Here is an 18,921-nt window from a genome sequence, read left to right as displayed (position 1 = left end):
GCCGATGCTGAGATTTCTTGCCAAGCGCCTGCTGATGATGATCCCGCTGCTGATCGGCATTACCCTGATCTCCTTTGTCGTCATCCACCTGGCTCCAGGTGAGCCGACCGATATGCAGACCGATCTCAACCCCGACGCCAGTGTCGAGCTGCAGGAGAGGCTGCGGGCCCAGTACGGTCTCGACCAGCCGCTCTATGTTCAGTACGGTCAATGGCTCGGGCGCTTGTCGCGCCTCGATTTCGGTGAATCCTTTTCACTCGATCACCGACCGGTGATGGAGAAGATCAGGGAACGTCTGCCGATCACCATCATCATCAACCTGCTGTCGATCATCCTGATCCTGGCCGTTGCCATCCCCATCGGCATCCTGTCGGCGACCAGGCGAAATTCACTGTTTGATCGGGCGACAACGGTCTTTGTCTTCATCGGTTTCGCCATGCCGTCTTTCTGGCTGGCCCTGCTGCTGATGGATTACGGCGGTGTCCGCCTCGGCCTCTTTCCGATTGCCGGTATCCGTTCCCTCGGCCATGAATATCTCAGTTTCTCCGCCCGTATCTGGGACCTGGTTCATCATCTGATTCTGCCGGTTTTTGTTTCAGCGTTCGGCGGCCTGGCGGGATTTTCACGCTACATGCGATCCAACATGCTCGAAGTGGTCCGGCAGGACTATATCCTCACCGCCCGGGCCAAGGGTCTTTCCGAACGGGTGGTGATTTACCGTCATGCCCTGCGCAACGCCCTGTTGCCGGTGATCACTCTCCTCGGGTTGTCCGTCCCCGGGCTGATCGGCGGCAGTGTCATTTTTGAAACGATCTTTGCCATCCCGGGGATGGGAAAGCTCTTTTATGACGGGGTGATGATGCGCGATTACCCGTTGATTATGGGTGTTCTGGTTATTGGCGCGATTTTGACCCTGGTCGGCAACCTGCTGGCCGATATCAGTTATGCCATGGCGGATCCACGCATCCGCCGTTCATGAATGGTTGAGGAGGACTCTGTTTTGTCGCGTTTGCTTCTCTCGCTGTTGCTGGTGTTGCTGGTCAGCGGATGCGCCGCTCCGGTGACATCACCAGCAGTTCCTGTCGCCGACCGTGACGGGGACGGGGTTCCCGACAGTGCGGATCGTTGCCCCGATTCCTCCGCCACCGTCAGGGTCGGGGCTGACGGCTGTCCCCTGGATGCCGACCGTGACGGCGTTTTTGATCACCTCGACCGCTGTCCCGATACCCTGCCGGGGTTGCCGGTCGGTCTCGACGGTTGTCCGCCTGATGGTGATGGCGACGGGGTTCCTGACGGCACGGACAGATGCCCGGGGACCGTCGTTGACAGCAATGTCGATGACCGTGGATGCCCGCCGGCATCGGAAACGGCCGTTTCTGCCCGCAAGGAGTTGCCGCAACTCGAGTTGCAGGTACTTTTTCGCACCGGTGAAAGTGTTCTGCAGGAGGGGAGCGAACGAGAATTTGAGCGTGGTGTAGCATTTATCCGCCACCATCCGCATAGAAGAGTGATTATCGAAGGGCACACCGACAGCGTCGGCCCGGCCGCCTATAACAGGCGTCTGTCACAACGACGTGCCGAGGTTGTTCGACAGGCACTTGTGGACCGGCTTGGTGCCTCCGCTCCGCCGATGGAGGTGGTCGGAGTCGGAGAAGATCACCCCCCGGCCGCGAATTCAACCCAGCAGGGCCGGGCCCGTAACCGTCGCGTCGTCATTCGTATCGCGGAATATCTGAATCCGTAACGGGTCTGTTGCCCATCGCAGGAGTCGTCCGCATGCCGAAAAAGAATCTCAAACTTGGAGAAATGCTGATTCGCGCGGGAATTATCGATGAATTCCAGCTCAATTCAGCCCTTTCTCATCAACGCAATCTCGGTGGAAGGCTTGGCAACTCACTGGTCAAGCTCGGTTATATCAGCGAAAATCGCCTGCTTTCCTTTCTGGCCGATCAACTCAACTGTCCCCGCATCGATTTGGCGAAGGAGCAGATCCCGCCTGAACTGGTGGCTATGCTGCCCGAGGAGAAGGCGCGTCAGTTCAATGTGCTGCCGGTTCGTCGTGGTGAGATGTCCGGGACCGTTTACCTGCTGGTGGCCATGAGCGACCCGACCAACCTGATGGTCATAGATTCACTGCAGTTCATGACCGGTTGCAGAATTCGACCGGCGATTGCGTCCGAAGAAGCGATCCGTGACGCACTCAACCGATTTTATGGCGCAGTCGACGGCAACGGGGACGAAGAGTTGGCCGAGGCCGAGGTGCTGGTCGAATCCACGGAGACTCTGCATAAGTTTTCTCCGGTTTCGCCGCCGGTCAGGCAGCGGACAACCGAAGAAAAATTACAGGCGTTGCTGGAGAAGCTGAAGGCGCTGGGGATTTTGACCCCCAGGGAATATGAGGAATTGAAGTAGTCCGCCCGTCGGTACTGCTTTAACTGAATCCTGAATCAGTGAGCACCTTGTCGGCGGACAGTCCATCCAACAGGAAATCACTGATTCACGTGAACGGATACAAACCATGGCTCATGGATTTTTTCAGGATATCATGTGGCGCCGACTGGGGCGCAATCGGATGGCGATGCTGGGGGCCGCGATTGTCCTGGCGATGTTCGTCATGGCCGCTGTCGCGCCGCTGACCGGTTATGAGCCGGGCGCCATCCAGATCTCCGAACGTCTGCAGGGACCGAGTCTGCATCACTGGTTCGGGACCGATGACCTGGGGCGTGATGTGCTTGCCCGTATCTTCTATGGTGCCCGTATTTCCCTGCTGGTCGGTTTTGTGGCGGTCGGGATCGCGTCGCTGATCGGCACCGCTCTCGGAGCTCTGGCGGGGTATTACGGCGGCTGGTGGGATGCGGTGATCATGCGTTTTGTCGACATCATGCTCTGTTTCCCATCCTTTTTTCTGATTCTGGCGGTGATCGCCTTCCTGGAACCTTCGATCTGGAACATCATGATCATCATCGGCCTGACCGGCTGGATGGGAGTGGCGCGACTGGTGCGGGCTGAATTCCTCTCGCTGCGGGAACGTGAATTTGTTCAGGCCGCCCGGGCTCTTGGAGCCTCTGATTTCCGCGTCATTTTCCGCCATGTCATGCCCAACGCACTGTCTCCGGTGCTGGTTTCGGCCACCCTCGGAGTGGCCGGCGCTATTCTCACTGAAAGCGCTCTTTCTTTTCTCGGTATCGGAGTTCAGCCGCCGACACCCTCCTGGGGCAATATGCTGATTGCCGGCAAACAGACCCTGGGAACCGCCTGGTGGCTGTCCGTTTTTCCGGGGCTGGCGATTCTGATCACGGTTCTCGGTTACAATCTGCTTGGCGAGGGGATCCGCGACGCGCTTGATCCCCGCATCCGGGAATAGACAGCAGGCTGAGCCAAAACGCCCATCTGCGGCGTTGTCCTTCCCCCGCGTGGGTATGGACGCCTTATTTTTGCTCAGCCTGGGGGAACGTGACGAGAAAGGGATGAATATGAGGGGCTGCCACAGCCTGCCGCGCAGGCTGGTTGAAGATCGTGTCGAGGCCTTCCGGGAGGGCAACTTCGGATTTATCTATGACAGTTACCATCCGGACGCGCCTTTCCTGGAACAGTTCCCCGACCGGGAAGAGTATCTGTCCTATGCCGCTGCGGAAATCGCAGGCAGCTGCACCATCGAGCGGATGACCGTTCTTCATGAGCGGCAGCAGGATGCCGGGGCCGAGGTCGTGATTCAACAGCTGTTGAAAACCGCCGCGGGGTTCCAGGAATCCTTTGAACTGGTGCGGCTTGAGATGGTTGCCGGAGACTGGAAGTATCTTGGCAGTGAACGCATCGAACGAAAAGATTTTCAGGGCCGTCCCGAAGATTTGCGGCCGAAGGATTTTGAACGTGTCCCGAACCGGTTTTTCTTCTGACCTCCCTTGTTTTCAGTGGCGACGAAACGGTCATGCCTGAGCTGCCGGAAGTCGAAACCACCAGGCGCGGCATCGCTCCATTGCTGTGCGGCAAAACAGTCTGCGATGTCATCTTGCGAACCGCCCGGCTCCGTTGGCCGATCGACCCGGAATTGTCCGAACGTCTTGCTGGACAGACCCTGGAGGCGGTAACGCGTCGCGCCAAGTACCTGATCTTTTCCTTTTCCTCCGGCACGTTGCTGCTTCATCTCGGCATGTCCGGTTCACTGCGGGTTATTCCCGCCGGGCTGGCGGCGGGCAGGCATGACCATGTCGATATCCTCTTTTCTGACGGCAACTGCCTGCGTCTGACCGACCCGCGAAAATTCGGGGCTGTTCTCTGGAGTGACGGTCCGGTTGCGGATCATCCGCTGCTGGCCCGACTCGGTCCCGAACCCTTTGCTGCCGACTTCAACGGCCGCTATCTTCACCAGCGGTCACGTCGCCGCCAGATTGCCGTCAAGTCTTTGATCATGGATCAGAAGGTGGTGGTCGGTGTCGGAAATATCTATGCCAGCGAGGCCCTGTTCCGGGCCGGAATTCGACCCGACCGCACCGCCGGCAGCATCGCTGCGGCCCGCTATGACCGGCTGGCGGAAGCTGTCAGGGATGTTTTAGCCGAGGCGATCGCCGCCGGAGGCACCACCCTGCAGGATTTTCAGCAGGTCGACGGTCGTCCCGGATATTTCAGACAGAATCTCATGGTTTACGGGCGGGCCGGGGAAAAGTGCCGTGAATGCGGCGGGGACGTCCAGTCCTGCAGGATTGGACAGCGTTCGACTTTTTTCTGCCGTCATTGCCAGCGTTGAAGCGGGAGGTTGCCATGCGCGATTTTCATTTCACCATGCCCTACAAGGTCCGGGTCGCCGACATCAATTACGGTGGCCATGTTTCCAATGCCGTGGTCCTGAATTATTTTCAGGATGGCCGCATCGCTTACCTCGACCGCCTCGGCGGATTCGGCGAAATGGATATCGGCGGCTGCGGCATCATTCTGCCGGAGGCCCATGTGCTGTACCGGGCGGAAATGTTTCTCGGTGACGAGCTGATCATCGGAGTGCGGATCTCCAAACTGGGCAGATCCTCAATGGTTATGGCCTGCCGGATCGAACGGGACGGCGAGGTGACCGCCGAAGGGACGACCAACCTTGTTGCCTTTGATTATGTTCGGAGAAAACCGGTTCGGCTGCCGGATAAATTCGTTGCCGCGGTGCGGCAGATGGAAGGTTTGCCTCAGGAATGACAAAGGACGGATTCCTAAATGGAATCCGTCCTTTGTCGATTCAATCCAGGCGGTTGGCCTGTCAGTCAGTGGGCCTGGCTGATTTCCACCAGGGTCAGTTCGTAGGTCAGTTCTTCTCCCGCCAGAGGGTGATTGGTGTCGAGAGAAATGGTCGACTCGCCGATTTCCGCCACCCAGGCCGGGTAGGCTTCATCGTCCTCACCGAGCAGTTCGAGCATCATCGACTCCTCAATCTCGAAATCATCCGGGAATTCACTTCGTGGCACGGCGATGACGCCGCGTTCATCACGTTCACCGTAGGCATCCGAGGGGCTCAGGGTCACGGTTTTCTGTTCGCCGACCTGCATGCCGAGAATCGCTTTTTCCAGGGCCGGAAAAACTTCATCATCGCCGACGGTAAATTCCAGCGGACCACCGCCGCAGTCGCAGTCGTCATCGTGGCATTCATCCGAAGAATCGAAGATGGTGCCGTCCCTGAGTTTGGCGACGAACTGAAATTTGACCCGATCGCCGGTTTTGACCTGGCTCATACTTAATTGTCCTTTCTTGAACCTTTTGACCATTCTGTTTGATGCTTTCGCAAAAAAGCATCAGGAGTGTTGGCTAAGCAAAAAGCGCCGGTAGCAAGACGAGATTGTCTAGCAATGATGCGTACTTACGTACGTTGAAGCAGCGAGATAACCGCAGCAACGCAGCTGCTGGTGAGTTTTTGCGACGCCATCCTGTTTGACCGAACCCTAAACCAGAAGAGGGGGCAGGGCAAGAAAAAATCCGGCGGAATGGCGGGAAAGAAAAGAGGGGGACAGCGAATGCTGTCCCCCTCTGCTTCAGCTTTGGATGCTGCCGGTCGGTTACAGGCCGAGTTGTTTGAAAAAATCATTTCCCTTGTCATCGACCAGGACGAAGGCGGGGAAGTTCTCCACCTCGATTTTCCAGACCGCCTCCATGCCGAGCTCCGGGAAGTCGAGGCATTCAACTTTCTTGATGTTCTGATCGGCCAGCAGGGCGGCCGGACCACCGATGGAGCCGAGATAGAAGCCGCCGTGTTTTTTGCAGGCATCGGTGACCTGCTGGCTGCGGTTGCCCTTGGCGATCATCACCAGCGAGCCGCCGTTTTCCTGCAGCAGACCGACGTAGGAGTCCATGCGGCCGGCGGTGGTCGGTCCGAAGGAACCGGAGGGACGACCCTCGGGGGTCTTGGCCGGGCCGGCGTAGTAGATCGGGTGTTTTTTCAGGTAGTCGGGCAGCGGCTTCCCGGCATCGAGAATCTCCTTGAACTTGGCGTGGGCGATGTCGCGGCCGACCACGATGGTACCGTTGAGCAGCAGGGCGTCGCCCACTTTGAGTTTGGTCAGTTGGGCGAGGATTTCGGTCATCGGCTGGTTGAGGTCGATTTTGGTGCCGTGTTCGTGTTTGGCAAGCCGCATTTCTTCGGGAAGCAGCCGACCCGGATCGCGGTCAAGCTGCTCGACGAACAGACCCTCACGGGTGATCTTGGCCTTGATGTTGCGATCGGCCGAGCAGGAGACCGCCATGCCGACCGGGCAGGAAGCGCCGTGGCGCGGCAGACGGATGACACGAACGTCGTGGGCGAAGTACTTGCCGCCGAACTGGGCGCCGATACCGAGGTCATAGGCGGCCTGCAGCAGTTTCGCTTCCAGGGCGGTGTCACGGAAGGCCTGACCGTGCTCATTGCCCTCGGTCGGAAGTCCGTCGAGGTACTTGGCGGTTGCCAGTTTGACGGTTTTCATGCAGGCATCGGCCGAGGTCCCGCCGATGACGAAGGCGATATGGTAGGGCGGGCAGGCCGCGGTGCCGAGGGTTTTCATCTTCTCGACCAGGAACTTTTCCAGCTTTTCCGGGTTGAGCAGGGCCTTGGTTTCCTGGTAAAGCATGGTCTTGTTGGCGCTGCCGCCGCCCTTGGCGATGAAAAGAAACTTGTAGGCATCTCCCTCGGTAGCGTAGAGGTCGATCTGTGCCGGCAGGTTGGTGCCGGTGTTTTTCTCGCTGTACATGTCGAGGGCGACGGTCTGGCTGTAGCGCAGGTTGTTTTCAGTATAGGTCTTGAAAACGCCCCGGGATATCATCTCCTCGTCATTGGCCCCGGTCCAGACCTGCTGGCCCTTCTTGGCAACAACGGTGGCCGTGCCGGTGTCCTGGCAGGTCGGCAGCTCGAACCGGGCGGCCACCATGGCATTGCGCAGGAAGGCCATCGCCACTCCCTTGTCGTTCCGGGAGGCTTCCGGGTCCCGGAGGATCTTCGCCACGCTTTCATTGTGTTCGGGGCGCAGCAGGTGGGCGACATCGCGCATGGCGGTATTGGCCAGAACGGTCAGGGCCTCGGGGTCGACCTTGAGCACCTCTTTCCCGGCGAATTTTTCAACCGAAACATACTTCTCTGAATCGGGGATCTTGTAGTAGCTGGTCTCATCTTTGGCAATAGGGAAGGGGTCCTGATAGAAGAAATCCGGCATGGCTGCTCTCCTTTGCGAGGTGACTCCTCAAAACCGTGAATAGTCCCCGGAGTCAAAGTCATTGAGAGACGGCAGCGGATGAAAAACCGCTGCCGACGTTAAGCGGCGCTAGTATAAAAGAATTGTATACACATTGCAAAGCGCAAAAAATATCCGGAGCGCTTTCCGCAGGCGGTCCATCGGGGTGGAAACTTTGCATTCCGCGGTGTTTTCAGATAGTTTGTAGACTCCTGATTCCCGACGGTGATGTGATGCAGAAAATTCTCAAACAGATTCTTACTTCGCGTGTTTACGAGGCGGCCATCGAGACTCCTCTTGATGAGGCTCCCGAACTGTCGCGGCGGCTCGGCAACACGGTGCTGCTCAAGCGGGAAGACCTGCAGCCGGTTTTCTCCTTTAAATTGCGGGGGGCCTACAACCGCATGGCGCACCTTGACGAACATCAGCGTGAGCGGGGAGTGATTGCCGCTTCGGCCGGGAATCATGCCCAGGGGGTTGCCTATTCGGCGAGAAAACTGGGCGTTTCCGCCCTGATCGTGATGCCGGCCACGACCCCGCAGATCAAGATCGACGCGGTTGAACGCCTTGGTGGTAAGGTCGTGCTGCACGGCAACAATTATTCCGAAGCAGCCGATTACTGCCGACAGCTTATTTCTGAAACCGGCCGGATTTATATCCATCCCTTTGACGATGAACTGGTCATAGCCGGCCAGGGAACCGTGGCCGATGAACTGCTGCGGCAGAATCCGGGGCGTCTTGATGCGGTCTTTGTGCCGGTCGGTGGTGGCGGCCTGATTGCCGGGATGGCTGCGTATATCAAGGCGTTGCGACCGGAAATCCGGGTTATCGGCGTCGAGCCGGTGGACAGTGCCGCCATGGCCCGCTCCCTTGAGGCCGGTCGCAAGGTATCTCTTGATTCGGTTGGGATCTTTGCTGACGGGGTCGCGGTACGCGAAGTCGGTGACCTGACCTTTGACTGCTGCCGCAGGTATGTCGATGAAATCATCGAAGTCGATACCGACGAATTGTGCAGCGGCATCAAGGCGGTCTACCAGGCAACCCGTTCCATCGTCGAGCCGGCCGGTGGGCTGGCCCTGACCGGATTGATGAAATATGTGCGTGAACGGAAGTTGCGGGGAGCCACCCTGGTGGCTGTCAACTCCGGCGCCAACATGAATTTTGAACGTCTGCGGTATGTCGCCGAGAGAACCCTGATCGGGGAGAACCAGGAGGCGATTTTTGCCGTCTCGATTCCGGAACAACCGGGAGCGTTGAAGCGTTTCTGCAGCGAAGTCCTCGGGGAACGCAATATCACCGAATTCAATTACCGTCTTGCCGGAAGGGATGCGGCGCAGATTTTCGTCGGCCTTTCAATGCGGGATCTTGCAGAGCGGGATTCCTTCGCCCGGGACCTGGCCGGGGCCGGTTTTTCAGGTCTGGATCTGACTGACAACGAACTTGCCAAGACCCACGTCCGTTACATGGTCGGCGGCCGTTCCGACCAGGTTCGGGATGAAGTCCTCTATCGCTTCTGGTTTCCCGAGGTTCCCGGGGCCCTCAGTCGCTTTCTGGCGGCGATGGGAGCCGACTGGAACATCTCCCTGTTTCACTATCGGACCCAGGGGGGGGACTACGGCCGGGTGTTGATCGGCCTGGAAATCCCTGCCGGTGAGCAGGACGCCTTCCATTCTTTTCTTGACAATCTCGGTTATCATTACATTGACGAAAGCAACAATCCTGCTTACCGTCTTTTCCTGTAGGTTGTTCTATTCTCTGACCACCATTTAACCGTGTTGCCGTCTTTTCACTTTTCTCCGTCCGGGGATTCGGCGGCCATTCAGAAGTGAATGGTAGCGGCACATTCTTTACGGGCGGAGAAAAATCTCTCTTTGCTGTTCTTCGAGGCGGAGCGTGGTCGAGCAAAATCATTCCATGTTCTGAATTTTTCCTTAAATACCAACCGGTAATATGCCTGAATCAGAGAACTTCTTGTCGGCGGACAGCGCAAGCCATTGATCTGTCAGAATTTTCCAATAATCACCAGCGAACCTATGGGTGCGTTTCAGGTTTTTGGAAACCTCATCCAGGCCAGGTTCCTGCGCTCTCCATTCAACCGGAGCTCACTGATTCAGGATGCTTAAGCAAAAAAATGCATTATCATTTGTCGCAGATTGTCACTGTTATTTTTGACAGGTTGAAGAAGGGAGGCTAACTGTTGATGAATTAAGGCATTCTTCATGGTTGGCACTGGTATGAAGAATGCATAATCAATGATCGTTGTTGACGTGTTTATTGTTAATGAACGGAGTGGGGGGTATGGCAATGTTGACGAAGGTGCTCGTGGTCGATGACGACCGCTTCATGCGCCGTGTGTTGACGGATCTGCTTGAAGAGAGCGGATTTGTCACGGTTGAGGCCGAGAACGGCATTCAGGCCTGTGATGTTGCGCTGGCCGAGATGCCGGACGCTGTCATCATGGATCTGGTGATGCCGGTTCTCGATGGAGCCGAGGCCTGTCGCCGGTTGCGTGCGCTGCCGCAATTCCGGACGACGCCGATACTGATGCTGACCTCGCGGACCGATCGGCAAGGAGCCGTCAATCCTTTTCAGGTCGGCGCCGATGATTATCTCTCCAAGCCCTTTGACACCGGCGACCTGCTGGCCCGCCTGCAGGGGAACCTGGTCAAGAAGCGCACCCTTGACGCCCTCGAAGAGCAGGCTCGTGACTACCAGGCCCTGCTCGATATATCCGAATCGATCACCTCCAGCCTTGAAACCGCGCAGATTCTGCAGCGGATCGTCACCAAGATTGCCAGGCATATCGCCAACGTGGTGCGCTGTTCCATTGCCGTGATCCAGGAAGATGGCAGTGCCGGTTTTATTCTCGCCTCCAGTGACGATGACAGCCTTGGTGAATTGCGTATCGATCTATCCAGGTATCCCGAAATCGGACAGGTGATGCAGAGCGGTCAGACGTTGCTGATCAGGGATGTCGACCACGATCCGTTGCTTGAAAAGGTTCGTCCCCTGCTCAAGGGACGCGGTTTCAACGCCATCCTGGTATTGCCCATTCACAGCCGCAACCGGGTGATCGGGGTGATGATCCTGCGGGTTGACCGCAAAGGTGGAGAACTCAGTGCCAAGGAAGTCGAGTTCTGTCAACTGATTGCCGATGTCGCATCGGGCCCTCTGCGTAACGCCCGGTTTTTCAGGCAGCTGCGCAGTGAATCGGAACTGCTGCGCACCGCCAAACGGGGGCTCGAAGACGAATTGCGGCTCAAGGCGGTCTATGAACAGCTGTTCGAAAATGCCTCCGAAGGTCTGGTTGCCGTCAATACCGGTGGCGACGTGGTTTTCGCCAATCGTTGCGCCCTTGAAATCGTTGGTTATTCGCGGGACGAACTGCAGGGCGCCCGCCTGGAGAGCCTGCTTGACAGAAGGACTCTTCTGCTTGCCCTGGGGGCCTGGAAAAATGGCAGGGTCAAGGATGGGCGGGTCCGGATGGATGTCTCCATTCGGCGGCGTGACGGGGATGTGCGCCTGTTGTCTGTCAGCGCCCGGCAGCAGTTGGTGCTGGATGACCTGGTCATTGTCGCCTTTCGGGACGTCACTGAAAAACGCAAGGTTGAGAAAGAACTGCAGGAAACCAAAACGATTCTTGAAAAAGCCAACAACAGGCTGCAGCAGATGGATCAGGTAAGAGCCGAGTTTTTAAATACCGCGACCCATGAATTGCGTATCCCGGTGACCATTGTACACGGCTACTGTTCATTGCTGATGGAGATGGGAAGCGCCAACCTGACTGAGCAGCAGCGGGAATTTCTGGCGGCCGCCTATGAGAGCAGCGAGCGGTTGGTCGATCTGATCAACAATATGCTTGATTTGTCCCGTTTTCAGGCGGGAAAGATGGCCCTTGATCTGAGCAGCGGCGACTTGCGTGAAACCGTTGTTCAGGTCTGCAGTGACCTGGCATCGATTGCCGACCGGGAAGGGTTGACACTTCACTTCAACAATCTGCCATCCTGTCGGGCCCGCTATGATGAACATAATATTCAACGGGTGCTGACCAATCTGCTCGGCAATGCCATCAAATTCACGCCCGACGGCGGCGAGGTGCGCGTCAGTTTTGGTGAGGCACCGGATGGGATTCGGGTCTCTGTCGAAGATACCGGCAAAGGTATTCCGCGCCAGGTGCTGCCGCGGTTGTTCGAAGAATTCACCCAGGTCGGCAAGGATGATGCCCGGCGTGGCACCGGTCTCGGCCTGGCGATCTGCAAAAAAATTATCGAGTCGCATGGCGGCCGTATCTGGGCGGAGAGCAGGCCCGGGGCCGGCAGCCGATTCTCATTCACTCTCCCTGGTTGCGAAGACTGATGGCGTCGCAAAAACTCACCAGCAGCTGCGTTGCTGCGCTTGCCTCGCTGCTTCGACGTACGTAAGTACGCCTCATTGCTCGACAAACGCGCGCCTTGCTGCCGGCGCTTTTTGCTTAGTCAACAGTCTTGATGCTTTTTTGCGAAAGCATCAAGACTGAATTTCACCGTTCCCGGTTTGTTGTTTCCAATTTCCCCGGCATCATCCTTTAAATAATTGACAGTTTCGCTCAGGTATGTTATCAGTCTCCGCAAATGGTTGGCCACGTGTTTATTGCCAGAAGGGGAGGTCGTCGTGTTTCAGACTCTGCGAGAAGACTTTCGGGTTGTTTTTGAGCGGGATCCGGCAGTCAGGAGCGTTCTTGAGATCCTTCTTTGTTACCCCGGTTTTCATGCCGTTCTTTTCTATCGTCTGGCCCACTGGTTCTGGACACGCAAGTTCTACCTGGCGGGCCGTTTTATTTCGCATCTCGGTCGCTTCTTCACCGGGATTGAAATTCATCCCGGTGCGCAGATCGGCAAGGGGTTTTTTATCGACCACGGCATGGGGGTGGTGATCGGTGAGACCGCCGAGATCGGCGAGAACTGCACCCTGTATCATCAGGTTACTCTTGGCGGAACCTCCTGGGCCAAGGAGAAGCGTCACCCGACTCTCGGCAACAACGTGATCATCGGCTCCGGGGCCAAGGTTCTGGGTCCCTTCAAGGTTGGTGACGACAGCAAAATCGGTTCGAATTCCGTGGTCGTCAAAGAGGTGCCGGAAAATTCCACGGTTGTCGGAATCCCCGGCAAGATCGTTATTTCAGAAGGCAAGAAGACCGAGCCGAAGCTCGATCTGGAGCATGGTCAACTGCCCGACCCCGAGGCCAAGGCGATTTCCTGCCTGTTCGATCAGATCCGGACTCTCGAACAGCGGATCAAGGATTTGACGGCTGAGCAGGAGCGTCTCAAGGCGGTCGTTGATCCCGCCGGGCAGGTGCAGAATTCATGATGGAGTCTTAACCGGATGCGACTTTCGACCAAAGCCCAGTACGCGGTGCGCGCCATGGTCAGCCTCAGCCTGCATCATGAAGAGGGCCCGGTATCGATCAAGGATATTTCCGCCCGCGAGGCGATTTCACTCCCTTACCTCGAACAGCTCTTCGTCAAGTTGCGTCGTGGAGAAATTGTTACCAGCGTTCGTGGTCCCGGCGGTGGTTACCGCCTGGCGCGTCCGGCGGACGAGATCCGGGTTGATCAGATCATCGACAGCGTTGAAGAGACTCTGGTCCCGGTTTCCTGTATGGATGCCGATGGCAGCTGCCAGTGTGATGAACAATGTGTCACGCACAATGTCTGGCAGGGGCTGGGTGAACGCATCCGTTCCTTTCTTTCCTCGATCACTCTTGAGGACCTCACCCGCGAAGCCCGGGAAAAGATCCGCCGGTAATTTTTCCTGAAAGCCTTTCCCGTCAAGTCTATCCCGGAGGATACGGGTGAAACAGATCTATCTTGACCATAACGCCACCACGCCGATTCATCCCGCGGTGCTGGAGGCGATGCTTCCTTTTCTGCGCGACCATTTCGGCAACCCGTCCAGCATTCACTGGGCCGGGCGCGCCGTGGCCGGCGCCATCGAGCAGGCGCGTGAGCAGGTGGCGTCACTGCTTGGCTGCCGGGCCGCTGAAATCGTCTTTACCTCCTGCGGCAGTGAGGGTGACAATCTGGCCATCAAGGGGACGGTCGACGCGCTTCGCGGTCAGGGGAACCATATTATTACCACCGAGGTCGAGCATCCCGCGGTGCTGGAGACCTGCCGCTATCTGCAGGAGCGTGGCTGCCGGGTAACCTTTCTGCCGGTCGACAGGCGGGGAGCCCTTGACCTTGAGCAGCTTGAGTCCGCCATCACCGATCAGACCATCCTGATTTCGGTGATGTGGGGCAACAACGAAACCGGCAATCTTTTCCCCCTTGCCGAAATCGGGGCCATTGCCGCGCGGCACAAGGTCTGTCTGCACAGCGATGCCGTGCAGGCAGCCGGTAAACTGCCGATCGATGTCAGGGCCGCCGGTATTGATCTGCTGGTCCTGTCCGGGCATAAGATCGGTGCCCCCAAGGGCGTCGGCGCTGTTTATATCAAGAACGGGACCCGTCTTTCGCCGCTGCTGCATGGTGGTCACCAGGAACGCAACCGGCGCGCCGGGACCCATAATGTCGCCTCTATCGTCGCCCTGGGGAAGGCCTGTGAACTGGCCGCTGCCGGGCTCGCGACCTACCGACAACAGGTGAGACGATTGCGGGACCGCCTTGAGGACGGGATTCTCGCCACCATCCCCCAGGTGCATCTCAATGGTCACCCGGACCGGGACCTGCGCCTGGCCAATACTCTCAATATCAGTTTTGCCGGTATTGAGGGGGAATCGCTGCTGCTCAATCTCGATCTGCACGGCATTGCCGCCTCCAGCGGCAGTGCCTGCTCTTCAGGGTCACTGGATGCTTCACATGTCCTCAGGGCGATGGGGCTGGATCCCTCGCTCGCCCGTTCCAGCGTACGTTTCTCTCTCGGCGCGGAGACCGCGGAGGAGGATATTGACCATGTGCTTGAGGTGTTGCCGGCAACGGTGCAGCGCCTGCGGGAGATGAGCCCGGTGTATAAAACTTGAGGCTTGAGGCTTGAGGCTTGAGATGGGTGTGAGGGCGGACCGGCTGCGGTTGGCCCTCTGGTTTTTTGTGCTGTGCTATTCTGAAGTGTCCGGTAAAATGCCGCTTCAGGTATTCGTCCAGCGTTGCAGAGGATGTTGATGGATAAAAGAGAACGCATTGTCGTTGCCATGAGCGGCGGAGTTGATTCCTCGGTCGCCGCGGCCCTGCTCAAGGAGCAGGGGCACGAGGTGATCGGCATGACCATGCAGATCTGGGATTATTCCAGGTTCACCGCTCCCGCCGGCAAGAGTTTCGGTACCTGCTGTTCTCTGGATGATGTCTACGACGCCCGGCGGGTGGCGGAACAGATCGGGATTCCCTTCTACGTCATCAACTTCGAACAGGCGTTTCAGCAGGCGGTCATCGATCGCTTCTGTGATGATTACTTCGCCGGTCGAACGCCCAATCCCTGTGTCCTCTGCAACCAGATCCTGAAGTTCGAACGACTGCTGCACAAGGCCCGGGAGCTGCAGGCCGACGCACTGGTCACCGGTCACTACGCCCGCATCGAGTCCGGGCAGGACCGTTACCGGTTGCGCAAGGGGGTTGACGCCGGCAAGGACCAGACCTATTTCCTCTATACCCTGACCCAGGAACAGATGGCCATGGTGCGCTTCCCCCTCGGCGGCATGACCAAGGAGGAGGTGCGCGGCCACGCGGCACGCCTTGGTTTGCGGGTTGCGGAGAAGGCCGAGAGCCAGGATATCTGTTTCGTTCCGGATGGTGACTACGTGCGTTTTCTGGAAGAGGAACGGGGCAGCGGGCAATTGAATGGTGAGATCGTTCATGTCAGCGGCCGGGTTCTCGGCCGCCACCGGGGAACCTACCGCTACACCATCGGTCAGCGCCGCGGGCTCGGTCTGAGCTGGCCCGAGCCCCTGTACGTGATCGCTATCGATGCCGCCAGACAGCAAGTGATCGTCGGGGAAAAACAGCACCTGGCTGTCGCCCGGCTTGAGGTCGGAGACGTCAACTGGCTGATTCCGGAACCGCGCCGGGCCCTGCGGGCGTCTTGTCGCATCCGCTACCGTCATCAGGAAGTGCCGGCCACCATCACCCCCCTTGACGACGGTTCAGCGGAGGTCCAGTTTGACATCCCGCAGGCGGGTGTCACACCAGGGCAAGCGGCGGTTTTCTACTCAGGGGACGAGGTTCTCGGCGGAGGATGGATCAAGTGAAGCGGACCGTTGCCATTGCCACTCTCGGCTGCAAGACCAACCAGTTCGAGTCGGCGGCCATGGAGGAGCGGCTGCGCGAGGCCGGCTACCAGGTGATCCCCTTCGAGGAGGGGGCCGATCTGGTGGTGGTCAATACCTGTACGGTAACCGCCGCCACCGACTCCCAGTCGCGCAACCTGATCCGTCGTGCCCGGAGGCTCAACTTTGATTGCCGGGTGATCGTCACCGGTTGCTACGCGCAGGTTGATCCGGCCGTCATCAGTTCCATCCCCGGCGTGGCGATGGTGATCGGTAATGACGAGAAAAAGGACCTGTTGCGCTATCTCGCCGAAGAGCGTGAGGCCCAGCTCGTTGCTGTCGACAACCACGGCCACGGTCGGGGACAACTGCCGCTCTCCCTTTCCAGTTTTACCGAGCGCAGTCGTGCTTTTGTCCAGATCCAGAGCGGTTGTGACGCTTTCTGTTCCTACTGCATCATCCCTTATGCCCGCGGCAGCAGCAGATCCCTTCCGGTTGAAGAAGTGCTGCGTCAGGTCGCCGGCCTTGCCGACCGGGGTTTCCCCGAGGTGGTGCTGACCGGTATCCACATGGGGGCCTATGGCAAAGACCTTGAACCGGAAACGAACCTGCTGGAACTGGTACGCCGGATTGAGGATGAGATCGAATTGCCGCGCCTGCGTCTCGGTTCGCTGGAGCCGACTGAAATTCCCGACGGTCTGATCTCCCTGATGTCCGATTCGGACAAGATCTGCCCGCATCTGCACATCCCGCTGCAGGCCGGGGATAACGAAGTTCTCGGGCGGATGAACCGCCACTACGATACCGCCTTTTTTCACCAGCTGATCGAGCGGATTCACCGTAAGTTGCCGGAAGCCGCTATCGGCCTTGATGTCATCGCCGGTTTCCCCGGCGAGAGCGAGAGTGAGTTCGAGAACACCCGACGCCTGATCGAGAACCTGCCGATCTCGCATCTGCACGTTTTTCCTTACAGCCGTCGTCCCGGAACTCCCGCGGCATCCATGCCCGACCAGGTTCCGAGAGATGTCGCCAGGCAGCGCTGCGCCATTCTGCGCAGCCTCGGCGAACGCAAAAACCGCAGTTTTGCCGAGCAGTTTATCGGCCGCGTCCTGGAGGTCGTGGTCGAGGGTGGCAACCGCGGCGGCTGGGGGCGTGGCCTGGCCCGCAACTACCTGACCGTGCAGTTTCGCGGCGGCAGCAAATTGCAGGGCAGGCGAGCCTGGGTCAAGGTGGAGGGCTGGAACCCGGCCGGACTGCGCGGATCGCTGTTGTAGCCATCCGTGTATGATTGCTGTCGAATCCGTCAGAAGAACCCAGAATTTTCCAGTTAACATGTGTAATTTCATCATCTTGAATAGAACATTGGAGAAAACTAACTTGACGATTATGGTTTGCCCATGAGATAGACTTTATCAAGTGTCTTGAATGTCAATATTCCATGGAGGGGATTTTGAAGCATATTCTGTCAACAAACAGGCCTGCCCTCATGCCTTTACTGGTATTGAGGGCAGGCCGTTTTGGTTTCGATTCAAGCGGGTTTTGCTTTTTCAGGAGGTCGAAGATGATTTGCGTGAAAAATTGGGTTTTGGCTCTGGGTGCGCTCTGTTTGACGGCAGTCCCCATGACGGCTCTAGGAGCCTTCAGCAGTGGCAGCACGGGGGCCGACGGTGCGCTTGTTTTCAAGCTGGGGGATGCGCCGCTCCAGTTGCCGGCCGACGGTGTGTTTAACTTCACTTCCGTTGAAGTTCAGTCCGGGGCGACACTGACTTTCTTGAAAAATGAACAGAATACCCCGGTCACCATCCTGGCGTCCGGCGATGTCGTGATCGATGGCACCATCAGCGTGTCCGGCAAGGCCGGCAACAACATGATTCCCGGCGAGGGTGGTCCCGGCGGCTTCGACGGCGGGGTCGGCGGGGCCCCTGCGGCCGATGGCAAGCGCGGGGAGGGCCCTGGTGGCGGGGTCGGTGGCAAGGGGCTAAATAATTATGCTGCTGGAAGTGGAGAAGGTGGTGCTTACGCTGGGAGTGGAGGGGATGGCTATACGTATTTTTCTAATGCTCCCGGTGGTTCGGGAAGTGTCGGCTACGGCAACGAGCGAATTATCCCCCTCATCGGAGGGTCCGGTGGCGGTGGCGGCGGCGGGGCTCGATGGGGTCGTGTCGGTGGCGCCGGCGGTGGTGGCGGCGGCGCGATCCTGATCGCTTCCAGCACCAGTATCACGGTGAATGGCGCCATCCTCGCCAAAGGGGGGCGGGGTGCTGATGGCGCCAACAACGACGATAACGGCGGTGGCGGCGGAGGCGGTGCCGGCGGCGCCATCCGTCTGGTGACCAATGCCCTGAACGGCAACGGCACCATCAGTGCCGCGGGAGGTGCTGGCGGTTTTTTATATCAGTCAAACAACTATAAGGGCGGCAACGGTTCGGCCGGCCGCATCCGGCTCGAATATGTCACCACCAACCGGACAGCGGGAACCAATCCGCCGATGAGTGTCGGCTACGCCCTTTCCGTGCTGCCGCCCGACATGCCAACGCTGAAGATCGTTTCCATCGCCGGCGTCAACGCTCCCGATGTGCCCAAGGGGGATTATAATGCTCCGGATGTGGTGTTGCCCTACGGTTCGACCAACCCGGTTCCGGTTGTTGTCAGTGCCGTCAATGTTCCTGCCGGTGCCACGGTGACGGTAACCGCCAACCCCGCCGTGGGGGGGGCGACCTCTGCCGACGCTCCTTTGGCCGGTAGCAACACCTCTTCATCGGCGACAGTCGATCTGTCCATTTCCCTGGCCTATCCCTGTGTTTTGACCGCTTCGGTCGAATATGTCCTGACCGCGTCCCTCGGAGGACCGCTTGAAATCGACGGGGAACTGGTGGCCCGGGTGCGGGTGTCCGCGTCTTTCGGCGGACCGTCAAGGGTGACCTACATAACGGCAAGCGGCCGGGAAATTTCCGCGGTGATGTAATTACCCTTCGTAACTGAACTGACGACCACTGTGCGGGCCTTGAAATGATGATG

General features: G+C 58.3%; 17 protein-coding genes. 15 read left to right on the top strand and 2 right to left on the bottom strand.

Annotated elements, in window-relative coordinates; all coding sequences use genetic code 11:
• Window positions 1-4 precede the first annotated feature (4 nt).
• From C2E25_RS05795 to C2E25_RS05765, 7 genes are all read left to right on the top strand, one after another.
• Window positions 5-979 (top strand): ABC transporter permease, encoded by a 975-nt coding sequence (locus C2E25_RS05795; RefSeq protein WP_103114832.1) that lies wholly within the window; start codon window positions 5-7, stop codon window positions 977-979.
• A 21-nt stretch (window positions 980-1,000) separates the two neighbouring features.
• Window positions 1,001-1,744, top strand: coding sequence for an OmpA family protein (locus tag C2E25_RS05790; protein ID WP_158247152.1), 744 nt, complete (start codon window positions 1,001-1,003; stop codon window positions 1,742-1,744).
• 32 nt (window positions 1,745-1,776) lie between these two features.
• A complete protein-coding gene (locus tag C2E25_RS05785; RefSeq protein ID WP_103114830.1) occupies window positions 1,777-2,412 on the top strand; it encodes a hypothetical protein in 636 nt (211 codons plus the stop codon).
• Between the two features lie 106 nt (window positions 2,413-2,518).
• On the top strand, window positions 2,519-3,364 hold the full coding sequence (gene opp4C / locus C2E25_RS05780; protein ID WP_103114829.1) for an oligopeptide ABC transporter permease: 846 nt from the start codon (window positions 2,519-2,521) through the stop codon (window positions 3,362-3,364).
• Between the two features lie 103 nt (window positions 3,365-3,467).
• On the top strand, window positions 3,468-3,896 hold the full coding sequence (locus C2E25_RS05775; protein WP_146032908.1) for a YchJ family metal-binding protein: 429 nt from the start codon (window positions 3,468-3,470) through the stop codon (window positions 3,894-3,896).
• Window positions 3,897-3,928: 32 nt separating this feature from the next.
• On the top strand, window positions 3,929-4,744 hold the full coding sequence (gene mutM, locus C2E25_RS05770; protein ID WP_103114827.1) for a bifunctional DNA-formamidopyrimidine glycosylase/DNA-(apurinic or apyrimidinic site) lyase: 816 nt from the start codon (window positions 3,929-3,931) through the stop codon (window positions 4,742-4,744).
• Between the two features lie 14 nt (window positions 4,745-4,758).
• The gene (locus tag C2E25_RS05765) at window positions 4,759-5,178 is read left to right on the top strand and encodes an acyl-CoA thioesterase (protein ID WP_158247151.1); all 420 of its coding nucleotides are present in this window, start codon (window positions 4,759-4,761) and stop codon (window positions 5,176-5,178) included.
• Between the two features lie 65 nt (window positions 5,179-5,243).
• Here C2E25_RS05765 and C2E25_RS05760 read toward each other — a convergent pair whose 3' ends face one another.
• Window positions 5,244-5,708 (bottom strand): FKBP-type peptidyl-prolyl cis-trans isomerase, encoded by a 465-nt coding sequence (locus C2E25_RS05760; RefSeq protein WP_158247150.1) that lies wholly within the window; start codon window positions 5,706-5,708, stop codon window positions 5,244-5,246.
• Between the two features lie 321 nt (window positions 5,709-6,029).
• On the bottom strand, window positions 6,030-7,652 hold the full coding sequence (locus C2E25_RS05755) for a fumarate hydratase (protein WP_103114824.1): 1,623 nt from the start codon (window positions 7,650-7,652) through the stop codon (window positions 6,030-6,032).
• Window positions 7,653-7,903: 251 nt separating this feature from the next.
• Between C2E25_RS05755 and ilvA the strand changes: the two genes are divergently transcribed.
• The 8 genes from ilvA to C2E25_RS17465 all read left to right on the top strand — a co-directional run bounded on the left by ilvA (window position 7,904) and on the right by C2E25_RS17465 (window position 18,868).
• The gene (gene ilvA, locus C2E25_RS05750; protein WP_103114823.1) at window positions 7,904-9,412 is read left to right on the top strand and encodes a threonine ammonia-lyase, biosynthetic; all 1,509 of its coding nucleotides are present in this window, start codon (window positions 7,904-7,906) and stop codon (window positions 9,410-9,412) included.
• Window positions 9,413-9,968: 556 nt separating this feature from the next.
• Window positions 9,969-12,026, top strand: a complete 2,058-nt coding sequence (locus C2E25_RS05745; protein WP_158247149.1) for an ATP-binding protein — start codon at window positions 9,969-9,971, stop codon at window positions 12,024-12,026.
• A gap of 294 nt (window positions 12,027-12,320) precedes the next feature.
• Window positions 12,321-13,016 (top strand): serine O-acetyltransferase, encoded by a 696-nt coding sequence (gene cysE, locus C2E25_RS05740; RefSeq protein WP_085009823.1) that lies wholly within the window; start codon window positions 12,321-12,323, stop codon window positions 13,014-13,016.
• A gap of 15 nt (window positions 13,017-13,031) precedes the next feature.
• Entirely contained in the window at window positions 13,032-13,454 is a 423-nt protein-coding gene (locus tag C2E25_RS05735; RefSeq protein WP_085009824.1) for an Rrf2 family transcriptional regulator, read from the top strand.
• Between the two features lie 46 nt (window positions 13,455-13,500).
• Window positions 13,501-14,667, top strand: a complete 1,167-nt coding sequence (nifS, locus tag C2E25_RS05730) for a cysteine desulfurase NifS (RefSeq protein ID WP_103114821.1) — start codon at window positions 13,501-13,503, stop codon at window positions 14,665-14,667.
• A gap of 132 nt (window positions 14,668-14,799) precedes the next feature.
• A complete protein-coding gene (gene mnmA, locus C2E25_RS05725; RefSeq protein WP_233189351.1) occupies window positions 14,800-15,885 on the top strand; it encodes a tRNA 2-thiouridine(34) synthase MnmA in 1,086 nt (361 codons plus the stop codon).
• Window positions 15,873-17,177, top strand: a complete 1,305-nt coding sequence (gene mtaB, locus C2E25_RS05720) for a tRNA (N(6)-L-threonylcarbamoyladenosine(37)-C(2))-methylthiotransferase MtaB (protein WP_103114820.1) — start codon at window positions 15,873-15,875, stop codon at window positions 17,175-17,177. Before mnmA ends, mtaB begins: the two co-directional genes overlap by 13 nt.
• Before the next feature lie 347 nt (window positions 17,178-17,524).
• Window positions 17,525-18,868: a hypothetical protein gene (locus C2E25_RS17465; RefSeq protein WP_103114818.1), complete on the top strand. Its 1,344-nt coding sequence runs from the start codon at window positions 17,525-17,527 to the stop codon at window positions 18,866-18,868.
• Window positions 18,869-18,921 lie beyond the last annotated feature (53 nt).

This window comes from Geothermobacter hydrogeniphilus, assembly GCF_002898515.1.
Taxonomy (GTDB): domain Bacteria; phylum Desulfobacterota; class Desulfuromonadia; order Desulfuromonadales; family Geothermobacteraceae; genus Geothermobacter_A.
This window is presented reverse-complemented; position numbering and strand designations above follow the sequence as displayed.